Consider the following 20,263-nt stretch of genomic DNA (forward strand, 5'->3'; position numbering starts at 1 on the left):
GACCTCTGGCCGTCCAAGGAGATACCCCATGGCTCATGCGCTTCCTTCGCACGCCACCTCCGTTACGCCATCGGCAGTCGCCGCCCCACTCCCCCGCGCCAAACTGATCGCTGCTGCCAGCCTGGGTAACGGGCTGGAGATGTTCGATTTTACCGTCTTCAGTTTTTTCGCCAGTCTGATCGGCCAGTTGTACTTTCCCTCGGATACACCCTACGGTTCGCTGCTCATGGCCGTTGCTGTCTTTGGCGTTGGCTTTGTGATGCGCCCCCTGGGCAGCATGGTCCTGGGTGCCTATGCCGACCGTGCCGGACGCAAGGCGGCCATGCTGCTGACCATTCTGCTCATGGGATTGGGCAGCCTGTTTATCGCCTTGACGCCTACCCATGCCCAGATCGGGATTTTCGCACCCCTGCTTCTAGTGGTGGGGCGTCTGTTACAAGGCTTCTCAGCCGGTGGCGAGATTGGGGCAGCCACCGCGTTACTATTGGAATCAGCCAGCCGGGGTCGGCGCGGCTTTTATGTCAGTTGGCAAGTCATCAGCCAGGGCGGCAGCTCCCTATTGGGCGCCATGCTGGCTGCGATCCTGCACGGCTCGCTCAGCGAAGAGGCGCTGCATAGCTGGGGTTGGCGCGTACCCTTTCTGATCGGTCTACTGATTATTCCGGTTGGCCTCTACATCCGAGCCCACGTTGATGAAACCTACCAGCCACAAAGCGCTGACAAGCCAGAAGCCGCCCCGGTCATGGCTTTTCTGCGTAGCCATACCCGAGGGTTCCTGCTGGGCCTTTTGATCATCATGTCGGCCACGCTGATGACCTACATCATCCTGTTCTACATGCCGACGTACACCACCCGGGTCTCGCACCTTTCAGCCACAACGGCCTACTGGATGGGTACCGCCAGCAGTGCTGTCCTGATGATATCCGCCCTGTTCGCAGGGCTGGCGGCCGACCGCTTCGGCCACCACAAACGTCTGGCTGCTGTCGCCCTGGTGGTTGCCATTCTGGCTATCTACCCTGCCTTTGCCTGGCTGGACTCATCCGATACACAGGGGCTGGCTCTACTGTGCCGCCTGATCGTCGTTGCCGCTCTTGGCATGAACATGACGGCCGGTCTACTGCTTATCAGCGAGTCCCTGCCCCGCCCGGTCCGGGCGACCGGTCTTGCCATGACCTATGCCATCGGCGTCACCCTGTTCGGTGGCACGGCACAGTTCATCGTGACCTGGCTGCTGCAAGTCACACAAGCTCCACTGGCACCTGCCTGGTACCTGATCAGCATGCTATGCATCGGTCTGGCCGGCCTACTGGCCTTCCAGGAGCGCCACCTCGACTGATCTCGCCATGCGCCAACAAGAGGAATCCAAATGCCTATCGATACACTTCTTCGTGACGACGCTGCCTTGAGAATCGAAGACTTTCTACCCGACATGGTCAACCTCCGGCGGGATATCCACCAGCATCCTGAGCTGGGCTATGAGGAGCGTCGCACCAGCGACCTGGTAGCCGCCTCGCTCAGCGCCTGGGGGTATGAAGTCCATCGGGGGCTGGGCGGCACCGGCGTGGTTGGCACGCTCAGGGTCGGCTCGGGCAGCAAGCGACTTGGCATCCGCGCAGACATGGACGCCCTGCCCATTGTAGAGGCCACCGGTCTGCCCTATGCCAGTGCCAATGCCGGCCGGATGCACGCCTGCGGGCATGACGGTCACACCACAACCCTGCTGACAGCGGCCCGCTATCTGGCTGAGACACGCGCTTTTGACGGCACCCTTCATTTGATTTTTCAACCGGCCGAGGAAGGACTTGGCGGCGCATTGCGGATGATCGAAGACGGCTTATTCGACCTCTTTCCCTGCGATGCCGTGTTTGGCTTCCATAACATGCCGGGTGTACCGGCCGGCCACTTCTGCTTTGTAGAAGGACCGGCCATGGCCTCCGCCGATACTGCCGACCTGCGTATTGTCGGCCAGGGTGGTCATGGCGCCGTACCGCACAAGGCCGTCGACCCTGTTGTCGCCAGTGCATCGACAATCATGGCGTTGCAAAGCATCGTGTCGCGCAATATCGATCCGCTGGAAACAGCAGTCATCAGCATAGGAAGTATTCATGGCGGCCATGCCAATAACGTCATTCCCGATGCGGTAGACATGAAGCTGACGATTCGCGCCTTCAGCAACAGCGTGCGTGATCAGCTGGAGCAGCGTATCCGCGCGGTTACCCAGGCCCAAGCGGAAAGCTTTGGCGCGACTGCCCAGCTGGATTACCGTCGCGGCTATCCGGTACTGGTCAACCATACCCAGGAAACTGCGTTTGCACGATCAGTGGCAGAAGAGTGTTTTGGCAGCCAGTCCATTGTGCCGAATTTTGCGCCTATCAGCGCCAGCGAGGATTTCGCCTATATGCTTGAGCGGTGTCCGGGGTGTTATCTGTTCATTGGCAATGGCAACAGCGCCAGCCTGCACAACCCCGCCTACGACTTCAATGACGCCCTGCTGCCCATTGGGGCACGCTACTGGGCCAAGCTTGCCGAACGCTACCTCGTCTGAGGCAGCGTTCGAGTACGCGAAGGATCAGGCCGCAACCGGTACGACACGGCGCTCCTGGCTAAGCAGCCAGGCGCCCACCAGCATGCCCAGAATGGCTAGGCCGACCACGTAATAGGCCGGCCCCAACGGATGCTGCTTGAGCATCAGCGTCACGATCATCGGCGTCAGGCCGCCAAAGATGGCATAGGCTAGGTTATAGGAGAACGACAGGCCCGAGAAACGTACCTCGGCCGGGAACGCCAGTACCATGACACGCGGCACGCTCCCGATCACCCCAACTGACAAGCCTGCCAGCGCATACAGCGGGAACAGCCATTCCGGATGCGTCTTGAGGCTGGCGTACATCGTCCAGGATATGATTCCCAGGAGCGCACCGCCGATCAAAAAGATCCGTCCGCTGCCAAAGCGGTCGGACAGCGAGCCCGATATGATGCAACCCACGGTCAGGAACACGATTGCCAGGCTATTGGCTCTGAGCGCTACCGCGGCAGAGAAGCCATATTGAGTCTGCAACAGCGTGGGCGTCATGAGAATAACGACCACGATACCGGCGGTCAGCATCCAGGTCAGCAGCATGGATACGACAACGGCTCCCCGGTGATCACGCAGGACCGCCTTGAGCGGCACTTCACTGGCCAGCGACTTGCGTAGCTGAAGCTCAGCGAAGACCGGGGTCTCATGCAGCCAACGGCGTAAATACACCGAGAATAATCCGAATACGCCACCGATCAAGAAAGGAAAACGCCACGCATAATCGTGCACTTCAACGGGCGTAAATACGGTATTGATCAGCGTCGCCATCAGCGAGCCGAGCAGGATGCCAAAGGTCAACCCGGCCGTCAGCGTACCGCAGGCATAGCCCACATGACGATTCGGGACATGCTCGGCCACGAATACCCACGCACCCGGCACCTCACCGCCAATGGCAGCCCCCTGGATGATGCGCAACAGCAATAGTAGCAGCGGTGCAGCAATGCCGATCTGGGCGTATGTTGGCATCAGGCCCATACCCAGCGTGGGCAGTGCCATCATGAAGATGCTGAGCGTAAACATCTTCTTGCGTCCTAAGAGATCGCCAAAGTGGGCCATGATCACGCCCCCCAGCGGACGTGCCAGATAGCCCGCGGCAAAGATGCCGAAGGTCTGGATCTGGCGCAGCCACTCGGGCATCTCGGCAGGAAAGAACAACTTGCTTACTACGGCGGCGAAAAACACGAAGATCACGAAGTCGTAAAATTCGAGCGCGCCACCCAAGGCGGACAGGGAAAGGGTCTTATAGTCACTGCGCCCTAACGGGCGTGATTCGGGCAAGGCGGAATGGGATTGCGGTCTCATGGCTCAAGTCTCGTTAGAATTATATGCACACGTTCGCGCTAGACCGTGGAACCTGGACAAGCAGGGTTTTCCCGCACACAGGTTCGAGCTACACCGGTGAACGTCTCCCCTAGTTAAGCAGGGAGACCGTAAATCCGCACAAGGCGGAGACGAGACATTAATACAAGAGCGAGAACCAGGGAAATGAAAAGCCGTGTGAGCACTGGGCCGTGATACGTTCGCTCCGTCATCTTGTGGACAACATTGCGAACCTGGCCCGAACCGGTTGAACGCAAACCATCACCTGTGTAGCCATGACACGGCCCGGTCGGGTCTGTCATGTGCAAACCTGCACGATATCAAATTCAAATACCGACGCCCAAGCCGTTCGGCGAATTTATTTAAACTGTCAACACCCTGTCGTACCTGACCGGCACAGTCTATATACTGCCCAGGATCAGACGACATTCGACACGCCCGGTCAGGTTGGCCATATTCTTGCTTTAAAAGGTCTCCCAGCCATCAAAATTGAAAAGGGCTCCAGGGGCGCCCCGCGCATGATTGAAGAACTCGAACAAGAAGATCCAATACCTCAAGGCGATCTGGCCATGCAGATCACCGCACTCCCACGCGAAACGAACGGGTTTGGCGATATCTATGGCGGCTGGCTCGTCGCCCAGATGGACCTGGCCGGCACGTCCATGGCCAGTCGAATCGCTCAGGGTCGCGTCGCCACGGTTGCCATCGACCGCATGGCATTTCTCGTCCCGGTTCCGGTGGGTGCGCAGCTTTCTTTCTATACCCAGGCGCTGGAAGTAGGTCGTAGTTCGATTCGCATGATGGTTGAAGTTTGGAGCGATGATCCTCTCTCCAACGAATGGAGCAAGGTGACCGAAGCCGCCTTCGTTTTTGTCGCCATCGACGGCAGCGGCCGTACCCGCTCCGTTCCTCGCCGCTAGATTCTGCGAAAAAAGCGGGCAGCCAAGGGTGCTTTTTGTTAAGCGCCCTATGCAAAGCACGTCACGCTTGGTAGCAAATTGCCCACTCTAGACGCAACGGTTGCCACAGGTAACCGTTCGTTTCGGTAACAAATACCGCTGGGTCATCAATTCTTCTAAATGTTCAAACGGTCACATTTGCCGCCTTGTTCTAGAGGGCTTCGCTCTTTAGGATGCGCACCATTACTCATGTGCGCAATTTGCTGCACATTGAGCTGTGCAATGAATTGCACAGAATTTCGTGGGGACGATTGGCCTGGATGGCCGCTCACTATCGCTCCCCCTAAAGCAATGGATGCTTCAGCAAGGTCACGGAATGACGTTCTCCAGTTCACTCGCTACGCATTATCTGGCCCTGGCCGAACAGCCCATCGAAGCGGGCAACTTCGGCGGCGAGGACGCGCGATATTCCAGCGAGTATGAACAGCTCGAAGCCGAGCTAGCCAAAGCCTCTTCCCTTCATCAAAGCGGCCAGATCGATTGGCAGATGATTTGTGACGGCAGCGAATCACTGCTGCGTACCCAATCCAAAGACCTGCGTGTAGCCGCCTGGCTGGTCTGGGCCTTGTATCAGCGCGAGCGCTTCACTGGCTTGCAGGCAGGTATCGCCTTGCTTCATGCCCTGTGCACCCAGCATTGGGATGCGCTACATCCACGCAAGGTACGTACGCGCGGTGCGGCCCTGGGCTGGCTGCTGACGCGTCTGGAGCCTGTACTGTCGGACTGCGCGCCAACCTCCGAACAGCTCCCGCTGTTCCAGCAACTGATAGAGCACCTGAAGGCACTGGATGCCTGCCTGTCCACACATCTAGGCGAAGAGGCTCCCTTGTTACTGCCGCTGTGCCGGCGGGTAGACGATCAGGTAAAGCGTGCCGGTCAGACGGCGACCCCAACGACAGCATCCAACGCCCCTTCGGTTGCACCCACGCTGGCTTCGTCTTCATCCAACGTGCCAACCGGGCCGATCGAAAACGACAAGGATGCCCATAAGGCCCTTCGCGCCCAGCAGGACAGCGCTCGTCTCCTGTGCACTTGGTGGACCCGGCAAAAGGCGACGGACATTCGTCCGCTACGTCTGAATCGTGCCCTGCTGTGGCTGGGCATCGACAGCGTACCCGAGCACAACGCCGAACAGATCACGGCGCTTCGTGGACTTCCCACCGACAAGATCGCCTCCTATAAGGAGCGTTTCGAGCAAGGTCAGTATGCTGAATTGCTGGTGGATCTGGAGGCCAGCCTGGCACGTGCACCCTTCTGGTTCGATGGGCAACGCCTGGCCTGGGAATGCCTGCAGGCACTAGGCGCTGAAGCCTCCCTGAGGGAAGTCGAAATGCCCTTCGCCCTCTTTCTGGCCCGCGTACCTGGCATCGTGGAGCTGCGCTTCCATGACGGTCAGCCCTTTGCCGATGCCGAAACACGCGCCTGGATCAGCGCCCATGTCATCCCACATACCCAGGCTCCCAGCGCGCCACGCGAGGCGGCTTCGAATAGTGGCAATAATCGTCCCGCCTGGGACGAAGCACTGGCTGCACTGCTGCCTACCCTGCGAAAGGATGGCCTCAAGCAGGCGGTTCAGACACTCAAGCAGGGCATGACCACCGCACAAGGCGGCCGTGAGCGATTTTTCTGGCAACTCACCCTCGCCCGCCTCTGCTTCCAGGCCAAGAAATACGACCTGGCCAAGACCCAATTGCAAACACTCGACGAGACCCTGCAACGCAGCGGTCTGGCCGACTGGGAACCCGAACTCGCCCTGGAGGTTTTGCAGCTGCTCTATCAGTGCTGCGAACTGCTGCCTCAGAACCCTGGACTACGAGACTACAAGGACGAGCTTTACCGCAGGTTGTGCCACATCGATCTCGAAGTGGTACTTGATTGAGGCCGCACGGCCTTCACACAGAAAGGAGAAATGCCATGGCCAAAGAAGGCTCGGTAGCCCCCAAGGAACGCATCAACGTCACCTTCAAACCCGCCACTGGCAATGTTCAGGAAGAACAGGAACTGCCTCTGAAGCTAATGGTTCTGGGCGACTTTACCCAGCGCGCAGACGATCGCAAGGTCGAGGATCGCAAGCCGATCAGCATCGACAAGAACAACTTCGATGAAGTCCTGGGCAAACAGGAACTGGCGCTGAACCTGAGCGTACCGAACCGCCTGCAGGATGATGCGCAAGGTGAAGAGCTGAGCGTCAGCCTGAACATCAATACGATGAAGGACTTCAACCCTGCCAACATCGTGGATCAGGTGCCGGAGCTGAAGAAACTGATGGAACTGCGTGATGCCCTCGTCGCACTGAAAGGCCCGCTGGGTAACGCCCCTGCTTTCCGCAAGGCTATCGAAAGCGTACTGGCGGACGATGACTCCCGCGAACGCGTACTGGGCGAACTCGGTTTGGCCGCCAAAGCCGACCAGGACGCTTGAACCAAGGACAAGGAAGAGTTCAGATGAGTACCAATACCGCTCTCGAAGCGACTCAAGTAACAGGCGAAGCCGGCATTCTTGACCGTATCATCGCTGAAACCAAGCTCACACCTGATGACGAAGCTTATGGCATTGCCAAGCGGGGCGTATCTGCCTTCATCGAAGAGCTGCTCAAGCCGCAGAACGAAAAAGAGCCGGTCAAGAAGGCCCTGGTCGACCGCATGATCGCCGAGATCGATGCCAAGCTCAGCCGCCAGATGGACGAAATCCTTCACCACGCCGAGTTCCAATCGCTGGAGTCCTCCTGGCGTGGTCTGCAGATGCTGGTCGACCGCACCGATTTCCGTGAGAACAACAAGGTCGAGATCCTGAACGTATCCAAGCAGGACCTGCTGGAAGACTTCGAGGACTCGCCGGAAATCGTTCAGTCCGGCCTGTACAAGCACATCTATACAGCCGAATACGGCCAGTTCGGTGGCGAGCCGGTTGGCGCGATCATTGCCAACTACTTCTTCGACCCGAGCTCTCCAGACGTGAAGACCATGCAGCATGTGGCCAGCGTTGCGGCCATGGCGCATGCGCCCTTCGTTGCGGCAGCCGGTCCGAAGTTCTTTGGTCTAGAGGCGTTTACAGGTCTGCCCGACCTGAAAGACATGAAAGATCACTTCGAGGGCCCGCAATTCACCAAGTGGCAGAGCTTCCGCGAGCAGGAAGACTCCCGTTATGTAGGCCTGACCCTGCCCCGCTTCCTGCTGCGTACGCCTTATGACCCGGAAGAAAACCCGGTCAAGAGCTTTGTCTACAAGGAAAACGTCTCCAGCAGCCACGAGCATTACCTGTGGGGCAACACCGCGTATGCCTTCGCGACTCGCCTGACCAGCAGCTTCGCCAAATTCCGCTGGTGTCCGAACATCATTGGCCCCCAGAGCGGTGGCGCGGTAGAAGACCTGCCCCTGCACCATTTCGAAAGCATGGGTGAAATCGAGACCAAGATTCCGACCGAAGTGCTGGTTTCAGATCGCCGCGAGTACGAGCTGGCCGAGGAAGGCTTCATCGCGCTGACCATGCGCAAGGGTAGCGATAACGCGGCATTCTTCTCTGCCAACTCCGTACAGAAGCCGAAGTTCTTTGGTAACAGCGAAGAAGGCAAGAACGCCGAGATGAACTACAAGCTAGGCACCCAACTGCCCTACCTGTTCATCGTCAGCCGTCTGGCGCACTATCTGAAGGTCCTGCAGCGCGAGCAGCTGGGCAGCACCAAGGAACGTACCGACCTTGAGCTTGAGCTGAACAAGTGGATCCGTCAGTACGTGGCCGACCAGGAAAACCCCAGTGCTGAGGTTCGCGGTCGCCGTCCTCTGCGCGCTGCCAGTATCAAGGTCACCGAGGTGGATGGCGAGCCGGGCTGGTACCGTGTCGGCCTGAGCGTGCGTCCGCACTTCAAGTACATGGGCGCGGATTTCACACTGTCCCTGGTTGGCAAGCTGGACAAAGAGTGAGCAGGAGCCAGGTGATGAGCTACGGCAGTCTGTTCGAGCGTCTTTCCGGGGAAGCGGATCAACGTGCCCGCCTGACCCGGGAGCAAGCCGTTACGGCATCGGTCGCCTCTCATCTGGCCAAAATGCTCAGCACCCGTGCGGGCAGCGTGCAAACGCAGCCCGACTACGGGTTGCCCGATCTGAACGACATGCGTCTGTCCCTGCATGATTCGCTGAATCAGGCGCGTGTCGCTATCGAACGCTTTATCGACGCCTACGAGCCCCGTTTATTCAGCGTTCGAGTGTTATCCCTGCCCCGCAGTCATGATCCGCTGACCCTGAGCTTTATTCTCGAAGGCTGGCTGGACGTGGACGGGATCAAGAAGCAGGTCAGTTTTACCGCACGCCTGGATGGCAGCGGACAAGTGAAGGTCAGCTAAGGAAAGCACATGTCGTTCAATCACTATTACCAGAGCGAGCTGTCCGCGCTACGGCAGCTGGGCAAGCGCTTCTCCGAGCGCAGCCCGGCCCTGGCACCGTTCCTGGGTCAGGGCGGTCGGGATCCGGATGTCGAGCGCCTGATGGAAGGTTTTGCCTTTCTGACTGGACGCCTGCGCCAGAAGCTCGACGACGAGCTGCCAGAGCTGACCCACTCCCTGATGCACCTGCTGTGGCCAAACTACATGCGCCCGCTACCGGCGTTCAGCATGCTTCAGTTCGACCCGCTCAAGCGTCCCGGTGGAGCCATTACCGTTGCACGCAACACGCCGGTGGAAGCGCGTCCGGTACAGGACGTAAGCTGCCGCTTCCGGACCTGTTTTGCTACGGACGTGCTACCGCTGGACCTGTCCGCACTGGAGTATTCCGCTAAAGGCGAAGGTGCCCTGCTCAACCTGCGCCTGACCCTGAGCGCCGAAGGCCACCTGGGCGATATCGGCCTCAAACGCCTACGCCTGCATCTGGCCGGAGAGCGTTACATCAGTCAGACCTTATACCTGGCACTGCTGCGTCATCTGGAAGGTGTCCAGCTGATACCGCTGGATGCCGACAACAAGCCGGTCAAGTCTCCCGACGATACGCCAATCCAGTTCAAGCTGGGTGCTGATCGACTGCGTGCGGTAGGTGTCGACGAGGAAGAAGCGCTGATCCCTTACCCGCACAATACCTTTCGGGGTTACCGCTTCCTGCAGGAGTACTTTGCCTTCCAGGACAAGTTCCTGTTCGTCGAGCTTGATGGGCTGAGCATCGTCAATGCGCTGCCTCAAGAGATCATCAAGAAGACGCGCGGCCTGGAGCTACGCTTCGATCTGCGCAAGGTGGGCAGCCAGCGTCTTCGCCCCACCCGTGACAACGTACGCCTCTATTGCACGCCGATCGTAAACCTGTTCAACCATGACGCCCTCCCCATCCGCCTGGATGGCAAGCAGGACGAGTACCTGTTGCTGCCGGCCGAATACGATACCGAGCACTGCGGCGTCTATTCCGTTGAGCGCGTGACCGGCTGGCGACCCGGCGGCATGGGCTATGAAGACTATGTGCCGTTCGAATCTTTCGAGCACGATGCAAGCTTCGATGTGCCCAAGGCGCGCCCGCATTACAGCGTGCGCCAGCGCACCTCGATCCTGCATGACGGCGTCGACACGTATCTATCGTTTGGCATCCAAGAGTCAGGCAGTCGCTTTGGTGATGCCGTAGCCCAGGAGCGTCACGAGACGCTGTCTATCGAGCTTGTCTGCACCAACCAGAACTTGCCGTTGCAGCTCAAGCTGGGCGACATCTGCCTGCCTAGTGAAGACACGCCGGAGTTCTTGAGCTTTCGCAATATCACTACCGCGACACCGTGCTATGCGCCGCCCCTATCGCGTGATTTCCTGTGGAAGCTCATTTCCAATATGTCGCTGAATTACCTGTCGCTCTCCGATGTAGAGGCGCTCAAGGTGATTCTCGAAACTTACGACCTGCCGCGCTACTACGACCAGCATGCGGAAAAGATCAGCCGTCGCCAGTTAGGTGCCCTAAAAAGCATCAGCCACAAGCCGGTTGACCGACTCCACCGTGGACTACCCGTTCGCGGTATCAGCACCGAGCTGACCATGGACCCGGAAGGCTTTCTGGGCGAAGGCGATCTGTTTGTCTTCGCCTCGGTCCTCAATGAATTTTTCGCGTTGTACGCCAGCCTCAATTCCTACCATGAGCTGCGCGTGAAAAGCACACAAGGAGAGGTGTACCAATGGACGCCGCGCATGGGGCAACAGCCCTTGCTTTGAGCTCGCTGAGCTGCGGTATCCGTGAGTACACCCTCTTCCAGGGCATACAGCGGGTACTGGAAAAGCTTAGACAGAACAATCCCGGCCTGGATGACGAAGCGCTCTATGACCGCCTCGAATTTCAGGCCAACCCAAGCCTGGGTTTTCCGGGTAGCGACATCGATCGTATCGAGTTCTTCGAAGAAGACGGTGAGATGCGCGCGCGGATGCGCCTGAACCTGGTCAGCTTGGCGGGTGCCGGCTCGCCCTTGCCTGCGTTTTATAGCGAGCAGGCATTGGGGGATGGCCCCTCCGGTAATCCGACCCGCGAGTTTCTGGATCTTTTCAATCATCGCTTCCAGCGCCTGTTGCTGCCGATCTGGCGTAAATATCGATACAACGCCAGCTTTCAACGTGGCGCTGTGGATAACTTTTCCGCACAGCTGTTCGCCCTGATCGGCCTGCGTGGAGAGACGATTCGCCAGTCGCAGGAACTCAACTGGAAACGCCTGCTGCCCTATCTGGGCCTGCTGAGCCTGCGCGCTCACTCGGCGGCCTTGATCGAAGCAGTGCTGCGCTACTACTTCAAGCATGCCGCCATGCATATCGAGCAGTGCATCGAGCGTCAGGTGCAGATCTCTACCGATCAACAGAACCGCCTGGGCCTGGGCAACAGCACCCTGGGTGAGAACCTGGTGCTGGGGCAGCAGGTGCGTGATCGCAGCGGCAAGTTTCGTATTCATATTCGCGAGCTGGACTGGAACCGCTTCCACGAATTTCTTCCCATTGGCGCAGGTTATGCGCCGCTATGCGCCCTGGTGCGCTTCACGTTGCGCGATCCGCTGGACTACGACCTGCGTCTGGAATTGCGCACCGATGCCATCCGCGAGCTGCGGCTTGGCGCCGAGAACCCGTGCCGCCTGGGTTGGACCAGCTGGCTTGGCCATGAACATGCGGACGGCGTCGTAACGCTGGCCGGCAAGACTCATTAAGGACTGATGACATGATCAACGTTGACCTGCAACAGTTGGTACAGGCACTGGATGCCGACACCCGCCGCGACCTGGAACAGGCCGCCCAACGCTGCCTGACCCGTGGGGGCAGCAAGATCCTGGTCGAAGACCTGATGCTAAATCTGTTGGAGCGTACCGACAGCTTGCTGGCTCGCGCCCTGCAGGATGCAGGCGTCGAATCGGGTGAGCTGGCGCGCACTCTGCAACCTCGCGGAGAAGCCAGCGAGTCCCGTAATCCGGTCTTTTCAGCGGAGCTGGTGCAGTGGCTTCAGGATGCCCTGCTGGTGGCTAGCCTGGAGCTGGGTCAGAGCCACATCGACCCCGCCGCGCTTATCCTGGCTCTGCTGCGCAATCCGATGCGCTATGCGGGTACGCAGTACCAGCCCTTAATCGCCAAGCTTGATGCCGAGCGTCTACGCGACTATGCCCAGTCCCAGAAGCCGCAGGCTGCCTCGGCACAAGCGGCTTCCGGTGAGTCCTTCCTGGCACGCTTTACCCATAACTTCACGCAGCAGGCCTGTGATGGGAAGCTCGATCCAGTCCTGTGCCGCGATGAATCCATTCGTCAGATGATCGATATCCTGGCCCGTCGCCGCAAGAACAACCCCATCGTGGTGGGCGAAGCGGGCGTGGGCAAGACTGCTATCGTCGAAGGTCTGGCGCTGCGTATCGTCGCCAGTGAAGTGCCGGAAGCTCTTAAAGGTGTCGAGCTGCTATCCCTGGACCTGGGCCTGCTACAGGCTGGCGCCAGTGTCAAAGGTGAATTCGAGCGCCGCCTGCAAGGCGTGATTGATGAAGTCAAAGCGTCGCCCAAACCGATCATCCTCTTCATTGACGAAGCCCATACCCTGATTGGTGCCGGCGGCCAGGCAGGTGGCTCTGATGCGGCTAACTTGTTGAAGCCTGCGCTGGCGCGTGGCGAACTGCGCACCGTGGCCGCCACGACCTGGAGCGAGTACAAGAAGTATTTCGAAAAGGACCCGGCCCTGGCGCGCCGTTTCCAGCCGGTCAAGCTGCTGGAGCCGACTGTTACAGAAGCCGTTACCATCCTGCGCGGCCTGGCTTCCGTTTATGAGAAAAGTCATGGCATCTACCTGCGTGACGATGCCGTCGTGGCTGCTGCGGAGCTGTCCGCACGCTATCTGGCCGGACGTCAGCTACCCGACAAAGCGGTCGATGTGCTCGACACTGCCTGCGCCCGAGTCCGTATCAGCTTGGCCGCTGCGCCAGAAGCCGTCGAGCGCCTACGCAGCGAAATCGCCCAGGGCGAGCACCAGTTTGCTGCGCTGAGCCGTGATCAGGAGTCCGGCCTTGCCATTGACGGAGAAGCGTTGAACCGTCTGCAAGACCGTCTGGCGGAAGCCCAGGACGAATTGGCGCAACTGGAGACGCGCTGGAGCACCCAGCGTGATCTGGCCACTCGCCTTTTGACGCTTCGCCAGCAGTGCGCAAAAGCACGCATGAAGCAAGGCAGCATAGCTGCCGAAAGCGATACAGCCGAAGAAGTTGACCTGCCCGCACTGGAGCAGGAGCTGGCAGCCGTTCAGGCTGAGCTTTCAGCCGCCCAGGCGGAAGAGCGCTTGGTCAGCTTTGAGGTCTGCCCGCGTCTGGTAGCCGAAGTAATCAGCCATTGGACAGGCGTACCCCTGTCCCAGCTGGCCCGCGAGCACAATACCAAGGTTGCCCGCTTCGCCGATGATCTGGGCGCACGCGTTCGCGGCCAGAGTCAGGCCATTGAGGTGCTCAATCGGGCCATGCGCGCAGCCGCCGCGGGTTTGAACAATCCCGATGCACCTGTCGGTGTATTTCTGCTGGTAGGGCCCAGTGGCGTAGGCAAGACCGAAACGGCATTGGGGCTCGCGGACCTGCTGTATGGTGGCGAGCGCTTCCTGACTGTGATCAACATGTCCGAATTTCAGGAGAAGCACACAGTTTCTCGTCTGATCGGCGCACCGCCCGGCTATGTTGGCTATGGCGAGGGTGGCATGCTGACCGAGGCTGTACGTCAGAAGCCTTATTCTGTCGTCTTGCTGGATGAGGTCGAGAAAGCCGATCCGGACGTCCTGAACCTGTTCTATCAGATCTTCGACAAAGGCGTTGCCAATGACGGCGAAGGCCGCGAGATCGATTTCCGCAATGTTCTCTTCCTGCTGACCTCCAACCTGGCCAGCGACCGTATCGCCAGCCTGTGCGAAGAGGGCCAGCGTCCACCCGTCGATGAACTGGAACAGGCCATTCGCCCTGCACTGACCCGCCATTTCAAGCCGGCCTTGCTGGCCCGTATGCGCGTTGTCCCCTACTACCCCGTAGGTGGCGACGTGCTGCGTGAGCTGGTAGGCGTGAAGCTGGAGCGCCTCGGCCTGCGTCTGGCCCGCCGTCAGCTGACGCTGAGCCACAGTGAAGCGCTGGTCGATCATCTGACCGAACGCTGCACCCAAAGCGACAGTGGCGCCCGCCTGATCGATCACCTGCTTGATCAGCACCTGCTGCCCCGCATTGCCGACCGTTTGCTGGAAGCCATGGCGGCAGGGGAAACATTGACCCGCGTACACGCCACGCTGGATGGCGATGGTGCGGTCATGTGTGAGTTTGCCTGAGGTGGTCGCAATGCTTCCCGAAGCCATTCAGCCCCTGCGCCCGACCGAAGTGTTGCTTCAGCGCTTCGCGCGTCTGGCACAGGAGGCCAGTCGCGACAGCTTGCTGGGAGAGCTGATCGAAGCGGCTGCCCAGCTCTCTCAGGCTGATCTCTGTCAGCTGTATCTTCTGGACGCCACGCATACGTCGCTGAACCTGTCAGCAGCCTGGCTGGATGAGCAGCGTCAGTCCTGCCACGACGATAGCCTGCCCGCCGATTACGACGGCCAGCTGTTGCAGTACTGCCTGTTCCAGAATCGTCCGCTGGCTCTGACCGAGCTTCACCCCAGCCTGCATGCCGTCGATTTTCTACCAGCAGGTTATACCTGGAAAAGCCTGCTGTGCCTGCCGCTGGCCGATGCACAAGGCAGCGTACAAGGTGTCATGGTATGCGCGACACACCGTACCCGCGACTTGGAGACCTTAAGTGGCCTGCTCTCGCCGCTGGGCACCTTTGCCATCGCTCAGCTCAACCTGTTGCAGCGCCTGCAGACATCCGAGCCGGAAACCGCTCCGGTAGTCGAGTCGGTCAAGCCGTGCGCCAGTGGATACGGCATGATTGGTGACAGCGTCGCGATGCGTGGCGTATACCAGCTGATCGGTAAGGTGCTGCATAACCCGGTCACGGTATTACTGACCGGCGAAACCGGCACAGGCAAGGAACTGGTTGCCCGCGCGATTCATGACTGTGGTGCTCGCCGTACTCAGGCGTTCGTGGTTCAGAATTGTGCGGCACTGCCGGAAAATCTGCTCGAAAGCGAGCTGTTCGGCTACCGCAAAGGGGCCTTTACCGGTGCCGACCGGGATCGCCAAGGCCTGTTTGACGCTGCCAATGGCGGCACCCTGTTTCTGGACGAGATCGGCGATATGCCGTTGACGCTCCAGGCCAAGCTTCTGCGCGTCTTACAGGAAGGCGAAGTGCGCCCGCTCGGCTCTACCGAGACACACAAGGTCGATGTTCGCATCATTGCCGCGACCCATCGCGATCTCTACAACCAGGTGCTACAGGGCAATTTCCGAGAGGATCTGTATTACCGCCTCACGCACTTCCCCATCGAGCTGCCAGCACTGCGTGAGCGTGGCGACGATATTCCCCGGCTGGCCCGCCATTTTGCCGAGAACGCCTGCTCCTTTTTGCAGCGCGAGCCCTGCCGCTGGACAGAAGCCGCCCTGGATCGTCTGGCAGGCTATGCCTTTCCAGGCAATGTCCGGGAACTCAAAGGCCTCGTTGAACGCGCGGTTCTGCTGTGCGATGGCAATGAATTACGACCCGAACATTTTCCGCTGCGCCAGGAGACGACCCCGGAAGTCGGCCTGACCCTGCGCGAGCGGATGGACCAGCTGGAGCGCGGACTCGTCATTGACTGCCTGCGCAAGAACAACGGCAACCAGACCCACGCTGCCCGTGAGCTTGGTCTGCCACGCCGCACGCTGCTGTACCGCATGGAGCGGCTGAATATCAGCCCGACTGACCTATGAGCCGGTCCATGCCCGTTTTACCCATTTCACACCCCTACACGCATCACTTGAGGTAGCCAACATGCCCACTCGACTCTGGATCGCCGCTCTACTGACCCTGACGCTGGGCGTGGCTGGCTGCTCCAGCAACCCCAAGAGCACCGATAAGGACTATCGCCCGCTTGGCGACCCGAAAGCACTCAACCGCGGCAATTGACGCAAGGAGTACATCACCATGGAACTGGTTTTTGATCTGGTCAGCGCCCAGCAATTCGTACCCGGCATGTTGTCGACGCGAACCTTCAAACAGGTCGGCGGCATCATTGGCCGCGCCGAGGACAGCGACTGGGTGATCCCGGATCGTAATCGCGTCCTGTCCGGCCACCATGCACTGGTCAGCTACCGTGACGACGCGTTCTATCTCACGGATACCAGCAGCAACGGCATCACGCTCAAGGATAACGGCGCCCGCTTGGTCAAAGGCCAGCCCCATCGTATCGAACACGGCAACACGTTCTGCCTGGGCGATTTCGAAATCCGTGCCCGCCTCCTGCAAGACCCTTCGCGCTTCGATCTGGACCTGGGCCGCCCCATGCCGGCAAACAGCGCCAATGGTCTGATCCCGGATGATGCCTTTCTCGAATTGGACCCGCTTACGGCCCTCGACCGTCAGGATCAGGGCTATACGGAGCCCGACGAGTTATCCAGCCTGGTAAGTCCGCGTGTCGATGAATCCCGTGCCGACTATGCCCGTGTCGATATGGAAAGCCTGACCGTACCCAAGCTGATTCCCATACCTGAGCCGGAAGTAGTACCACAGCCGGAACCGGTACGGGCGGCGCCACCCAAGCGGCAATCACAGGAGTTCTGGGACCGCTACGGTCAGGCGCTTGGCCTGGATCTGTCCAGCCTGGACGACGAAGCACGCGAAGCCTTGGCCCTCAATGCGGCGCGTCTGCTGCGTCAGAGCATGAATGGGCTGCAACAAACCCTGCGCACCCGCAGCGAGGTGAAGAACGAGCTGCGCCTGTCTCTTACGACCGTTCAGAGTGCCGGTAATAATCCGCTCAAGCATGGCGCTGACAGCACTGAAACGTTGGGACACATGCTCAAGGGCGACAAGCCCGGCCAGCTACCGGCAGATCAGGCCATCACCCGTGCCTACCGGGACCTTCAGGCTCATCAGGTTGCCCTGCTTGCTGCCAGTCGCGCGGTAGTCAAGGCGACGCTGGATCAACTGGACCCTGAGCAGCTGACCCTGCGGTTCGAGCGCGAGGGCCGCAAACCTTTATTCGCTACCGCCGGCAGCCGCTGGCGTGCATATCGTCGTCATCACCACAGCCTGCGTCAGGATGGAGACTGGAGCGAGCGCCTGTTCGCCCGCGATTTCGCTACTGCCTATGAAGAGCAGGTCCGTCTGATCGCAACGCTCAACACCGATTTTCAAGGATGAAACCCATGATCCGCTTCGCTCCCCTGGCCCTGCTGGCCGCCATGACCCTGACAGGCTGCTCGTCCCTGAGCTCCGATATGTCCAAGCTCGACCTGAGCCTGTCGGGTAGCGATACCCTGAACCCGGACCTCAATGGTCGTCCCTCGCCTATCGTGATCCGCCTGATCGAACTCAAGCATCCGGTTGCCTTCCAGAACGCGGATTTCTTCTCGCTATACGAGCGCCCGCGCGAAGCGCTGTCGCCGGATCTAGTCGCCTCCGAAGAGATCGAGCTGCGCCCGGGCGAGAAACGTGACCTGAAATTATCCGTCCAGAACGATAGCCGCTATGTTGGTGTGCTGGCGGCGTACCGTGATCTACCGGAAACCCAATGGCGCTACGTGATTGAAGTTCCGGCCAAGCAGATCACCCGTGCGGATCTATCCCTGGATGCCGAAGGCATTCACTCCGCCGCGCCTGAAAAAAAGGCCAAGGACTGATCCCATGACTGCACATAAAGTGATCTGGCAGGAAGGTATGCTGCTGCGCCCACAGCACTTCCAGCAAAGCGATCGGTATCACGATGATCAATTGAAGGCACGTACACGCCAACTGGGCAGCTATGCCTGGGGCTTCTTCAATCTGGTCATTGATCGCCAGTTTCTGAGCATGGGCAAACTCGTGATCAGCCAGGCCTCCGGCGTTCTGCCGGATGGCACGCTGTTTGAGCTGACCAGCGAGGGCGAGCCCCTGGCACTGGACATTCCCGCCAATACTAGTAGCACCTCCGTGTATCTAGCCCTGCCGCTGGTCACGGGCAACCATGTCGAGACACGCCGTCCCGAGCAGAAGGATGTGTTGGCTCGCTACCGTGCCTATGAGGCGGAAGTGGCTGACTCGAACGCTGGCGAGAGCATTATCAGTCAGGTCAGCTGCGGTCGCCCGGACTTCAAGCTGCTGCTTGGCGAGCGATCCAATGATGAAGCCTTCGTCAGGCTCAAGGTCTGTGAAGTGCTGGACACAACGCCGGACGGCGTCATCAGCCTGGATGGGGACTTCACCCCAACCTATCTTCATGTTCATGCTTCGGACTATCTGTTGTCCTGCCTGAAGGAGGTCATCAGCATGCTGGCCCACCGGGGCGACATCTTGGCCGAGCGTATCCGCGCCACCGGCAAGTTAGGCACCGCGGAAGTGGGCGACTTCATGATGCTCCAGCTGATCAATCGCTACGAGCCGACCCTGCGCCACTACCTCACACTTGAGCAGCTGCATCCTGAACCAATCTTCCGCGAATTACTTGGTCTTCTAGGTGAACTGGCCACCTTCTCGAACGAAACCAAGCGCCCGCGTCTGGATAACCGCTATCAGCACAGCGATCAGGCACAGAGCTTTCGCAAGCTGATGGATTCGCTGCGCCATGTCCTGTCGATGGTGCTGGAGCAGCATGCGGTCGAGCTGATCCTGCAGCAGCGTCAGTACGGCATTCAGGTATCGCCACTGCACGACCACAGTCTCATCACCTCCGCCTCCTTCGTGCTGGCGGCCAGTGCGCAATGCGACTCGGAAGAGCTACGCCAGCGCCTGCCGGCTCATCTGAAGATCGGCCCGGTCGAGCGTATCCGCCAGCTGGTCAACCTGCACCTGCCCGGCATCCGGATCAAGCCCATGCCCGTTGCGCCGCGGCAGATTCCGTTCCATTCCGGCAAAACCTACTTCGCCCTCGAACTCAGTGCCGACGAACAGGCGCAACTGGAGCAGTCGGGCGGCTTCGCCATTCACGTGTCCGGTGATTTTCCCGGGCTCGAACTCAAATTCTGGGCAGTCAGGAGCTGACGATGATCAAGGATCACGATTACGGTCAGGATGATAAAACCGTTGTGCTGAGCCGCCAGGGTACGGCGAGCTCGGCCCACAATCCGTTAACCGATTTTGCCGACTCGCCTCGCGTTGAGCAGCTGGAAGAACGGATGATCTATGCGGCCCGCCTGCGTCCGGCGGAAAGCTTCAACTTGAGCGTGAACCCGCTAATTGCTGCCGCCTCCGGCCTGCTGTCCGAAGTAGTTCAGTTAAAGCACAGCTATCACGCCGAAGACCTGTACGCCCTGAAAGAGCGCCTTACGACTGCCATCAAACTGTTCGAGCATCGAGCCTTTGGCGAAGGCGCTGAAAGCGGCCAGGTCATGGCAGCGCGTTATGTGCTGTGCACCGTCATCGACGAAGCCGTGGTCACAACACCGTGGGGCAATGAAAGCGAATGGTCTCAAATGAGCCTTCTGAGCACCTTTCACAACGAGACCTTTGGTGGCGAGAAGTTTTTCCAGTTGCTGGAGCGTCTGACGCGCAACCCCGTCAAACATCTCCAGATGCTTGAACTCATGTACCTGTGTCTTGCATTGGGTTTTGAGGGCAAGTATCGGGTCCTGCCCCGCGGCATGCTGGAACTTGAAGCGATCCGCGACAGCGTTTACCGGCAGATTCGTCAGCTGCGTGGCGATATTCCCCGTGAGCTGTCGCCCCACTGGCAAGGTTTGCAGGATGGTCGCCGCAGCCTTGTACGCATTGTTCCGTGGTGGTTGGTCGCCCTGTTCACCCTGATGTGCCTGGGTGTGTTATACGGTGGCTTCGCCTGGGTATTGGGCGAGCAACGCGAAAGCGTGCTGCAGCCATACGAGCAGCTGACTACGGCCAAGATGGCCGAGCCAAATACGTGACGACAGGGAT

General features: G+C 59.5%; 17 protein-coding genes. 16 read left to right on the forward strand and 1 reads right to left on the reverse strand.

The features are described 5' to 3' along the window. The first annotated feature begins 28 nt into the window (after positions 1–28). Together HMPREF1487_RS08730 and HMPREF1487_RS08735 are read left to right on the forward strand one after the other, a co-directional pair. Positions 29–1,336: an MFS transporter gene (locus HMPREF1487_RS08730; protein WP_010796265.1), complete on the forward strand. Its 1,308-nt coding sequence runs from the start codon at positions 29–31 to the stop codon at positions 1,334–1,336. Positions 1,337–1,366: 30 nt separating this feature from the next. Beyond that, on the forward strand, positions 1,367–2,545 hold the full coding sequence (locus HMPREF1487_RS08735; protein WP_010796266.1) for a M20 aminoacylase family protein: 1,179 nt from the start codon (positions 1,367–1,369) through the stop codon (positions 2,543–2,545). Positions 2,546–2,569: 24 nt separating this feature from the next. Here HMPREF1487_RS08735 and HMPREF1487_RS08740 read toward each other — a convergent pair whose 3' ends face one another. Then, entirely contained in the window at positions 2,570–3,880 is a 1,311-nt protein-coding gene (locus tag HMPREF1487_RS08740; RefSeq protein ID WP_010796267.1) for an MFS transporter, read from the reverse strand. Positions 3,881–4,419: 539 nt separating this feature from the next. On the opposite strand from HMPREF1487_RS08740, the gene HMPREF1487_RS08745 reads away from it, so the two are divergent. The 14 genes from HMPREF1487_RS08745 (at position 4,420) to icmH (ending at position 20,253) form a co-directional block, all read left to right on the forward strand. Continuing rightward, complete coding sequence (locus HMPREF1487_RS08745) at positions 4,420–4,818, forward strand: acyl-CoA thioesterase (protein WP_037030601.1); 399 nt, start codon at positions 4,420–4,422, stop codon at positions 4,816–4,818. A 355-nt stretch (positions 4,819–5,173) separates the two neighbouring features. Beyond that, a complete protein-coding gene (tssA, locus tag HMPREF1487_RS08750; RefSeq protein WP_010796270.1) occupies positions 5,174–6,736 on the forward strand; it encodes a type VI secretion system protein TssA in 1,563 nt (520 codons plus the stop codon). A gap of 35 nt (positions 6,737–6,771) precedes the next feature. Continuing rightward, positions 6,772–7,278 carry a type VI secretion system contractile sheath small subunit gene (gene tssB, locus HMPREF1487_RS08755; RefSeq protein WP_010796271.1) on the forward strand — a complete coding sequence of 169 codons (507 nt, stop codon included), beginning with the start codon at positions 6,772–6,774 and terminating at the stop codon, positions 7,276–7,278. A 23-nt stretch (positions 7,279–7,301) separates the two neighbouring features. Further along, positions 7,302–8,777: a type VI secretion system contractile sheath large subunit gene (tssC, locus tag HMPREF1487_RS08760; RefSeq protein ID WP_010796272.1), complete on the forward strand. Its 1,476-nt coding sequence runs from the start codon at positions 7,302–7,304 to the stop codon at positions 8,775–8,777. A gap of 11 nt (positions 8,778–8,788) precedes the next feature. Beyond that, positions 8,789–9,196, forward strand: a complete 408-nt coding sequence (gene tssE / locus HMPREF1487_RS08765; protein WP_112297931.1) for a type VI secretion system baseplate subunit TssE — start codon at positions 8,789–8,791, stop codon at positions 9,194–9,196. Between the two features lie 9 nt (positions 9,197–9,205). Continuing rightward, on the forward strand, positions 9,206–11,023 hold the full coding sequence (tssF, locus tag HMPREF1487_RS08770; protein ID WP_010796274.1) for a type VI secretion system baseplate subunit TssF: 1,818 nt from the start codon (positions 9,206–9,208) through the stop codon (positions 11,021–11,023). Further along, a complete protein-coding gene (tssG, locus tag HMPREF1487_RS08775) occupies positions 10,987–11,994 on the forward strand; it encodes a type VI secretion system baseplate subunit TssG (RefSeq protein WP_010796275.1) in 1,008 nt (335 codons plus the stop codon). The genes tssF and tssG overlap by 37 nt, the downstream gene beginning before the upstream one ends. Before the next feature lie 11 nt (positions 11,995–12,005). After that, a complete protein-coding gene (gene tssH / locus HMPREF1487_RS08780; RefSeq protein ID WP_010796276.1) occupies positions 12,006–14,612 on the forward strand; it encodes a type VI secretion system ATPase TssH in 2,607 nt (868 codons plus the stop codon). A 10-nt stretch (positions 14,613–14,622) separates the two neighbouring features. Continuing rightward, entirely contained in the window at positions 14,623–16,128 is a 1,506-nt protein-coding gene (locus HMPREF1487_RS08785; RefSeq protein ID WP_010796277.1) for a sigma-54-dependent Fis family transcriptional regulator, read from the forward strand. A 61-nt stretch (positions 16,129–16,189) separates the two neighbouring features. After that, a complete protein-coding gene (locus tag HMPREF1487_RS08790) occupies positions 16,190–16,324 on the forward strand; it encodes a hypothetical protein (protein WP_010796278.1) in 135 nt (44 codons plus the stop codon). Positions 16,325–16,342: 18 nt separating this feature from the next. Beyond that, positions 16,343–17,560, forward strand: a complete 1,218-nt coding sequence (gene tagH / locus HMPREF1487_RS08795) for a type VI secretion system-associated FHA domain protein TagH (RefSeq protein ID WP_010796279.1) — start codon at positions 16,343–16,345, stop codon at positions 17,558–17,560. Positions 17,561–17,565: 5 nt separating this feature from the next. Continuing rightward, a complete protein-coding gene (gene tssJ / locus HMPREF1487_RS08800; protein WP_010796280.1) occupies positions 17,566–18,039 on the forward strand; it encodes a type VI secretion system lipoprotein TssJ in 474 nt (157 codons plus the stop codon). Between the two features lie 4 nt (positions 18,040–18,043). Further along, entirely contained in the window at positions 18,044–19,375 is a 1,332-nt protein-coding gene (gene tssK / locus HMPREF1487_RS08805) for a type VI secretion system baseplate subunit TssK (protein ID WP_010796281.1), read from the forward strand. A gap of 2 nt (positions 19,376–19,377) precedes the next feature. Then, positions 19,378–20,253 (forward strand): type IVB secretion system protein IcmH/DotU, encoded by an 876-nt coding sequence (icmH, locus tag HMPREF1487_RS08810; RefSeq protein ID WP_010796282.1) that lies wholly within the window; start codon positions 19,378–19,380, stop codon positions 20,251–20,253. Positions 20,254–20,263: the final 10 nt, after the last annotated feature.

The sequence above is a fragment of the Pseudomonas sp. HPB0071 genome, from assembly GCF_000478505.2.
GTDB lineage: Bacteria > Pseudomonadota > Gammaproteobacteria > Pseudomonadales > Pseudomonadaceae > Chryseomonas > Chryseomonas luteola.

Bases quoted from the DNA above. Each gene is read 5' to 3' on its own strand.
- HMPREF1487_RS08730 (WP_010796265.1), top strand. From the start codon at position 29: ATGGCTCATGCGCTTCCTTCGCACGCCACCTCCGTTACGCCATCGGCA.
- HMPREF1487_RS08735 (WP_010796266.1), top strand. From the start codon at position 1,367: ATGCCTATCGATACACTTCTTCGTGACGACGCTGCCTTGAGAATCGAA.
- HMPREF1487_RS08740 (WP_010796267.1), bottom strand. From the start codon at position 3,880: ATGAGACCGCAATCCCATTCCGCCTTGCCCGAATCACGCCCGTTAGGG.
- tssA (WP_010796270.1), top strand. From the start codon at position 5,174: ATGACGTTCTCCAGTTCACTCGCTACGCATTATCTGGCCCTGGCCGAA.
- tssB (WP_010796271.1), top strand. From the start codon at position 6,772: ATGGCCAAAGAAGGCTCGGTAGCCCCCAAGGAACGCATCAACGTCACC.
- tssC (WP_010796272.1), top strand. From the start codon at position 7,302: ATGAGTACCAATACCGCTCTCGAAGCGACTCAAGTAACAGGCGAAGCC.
- tssF (WP_010796274.1), top strand. From the start codon at position 9,206: ATGTCGTTCAATCACTATTACCAGAGCGAGCTGTCCGCGCTACGGCAG.
- tssG (WP_010796275.1), top strand. From the start codon at position 10,987: ATGGACGCCGCGCATGGGGCAACAGCCCTTGCTTTGAGCTCGCTGAGC.
- tssH (WP_010796276.1), top strand. From the start codon at position 12,006: ATGATCAACGTTGACCTGCAACAGTTGGTACAGGCACTGGATGCCGAC.
- HMPREF1487_RS08785 (WP_010796277.1), top strand. From the start codon at position 14,623: ATGCTTCCCGAAGCCATTCAGCCCCTGCGCCCGACCGAAGTGTTGCTT.
- HMPREF1487_RS08790 (WP_010796278.1), top strand. From the start codon at position 16,190: ATGCCCACTCGACTCTGGATCGCCGCTCTACTGACCCTGACGCTGGGC.
- tagH (WP_010796279.1), top strand. From the start codon at position 16,343: ATGGAACTGGTTTTTGATCTGGTCAGCGCCCAGCAATTCGTACCCGGC.
- tssJ (WP_010796280.1), top strand. From the start codon at position 17,566: ATGATCCGCTTCGCTCCCCTGGCCCTGCTGGCCGCCATGACCCTGACA.
- tssK (WP_010796281.1), top strand. From the start codon at position 18,044: ATGACTGCACATAAAGTGATCTGGCAGGAAGGTATGCTGCTGCGCCCA.
- icmH (WP_010796282.1), top strand. From the start codon at position 19,378: ATGATCAAGGATCACGATTACGGTCAGGATGATAAAACCGTTGTGCTG.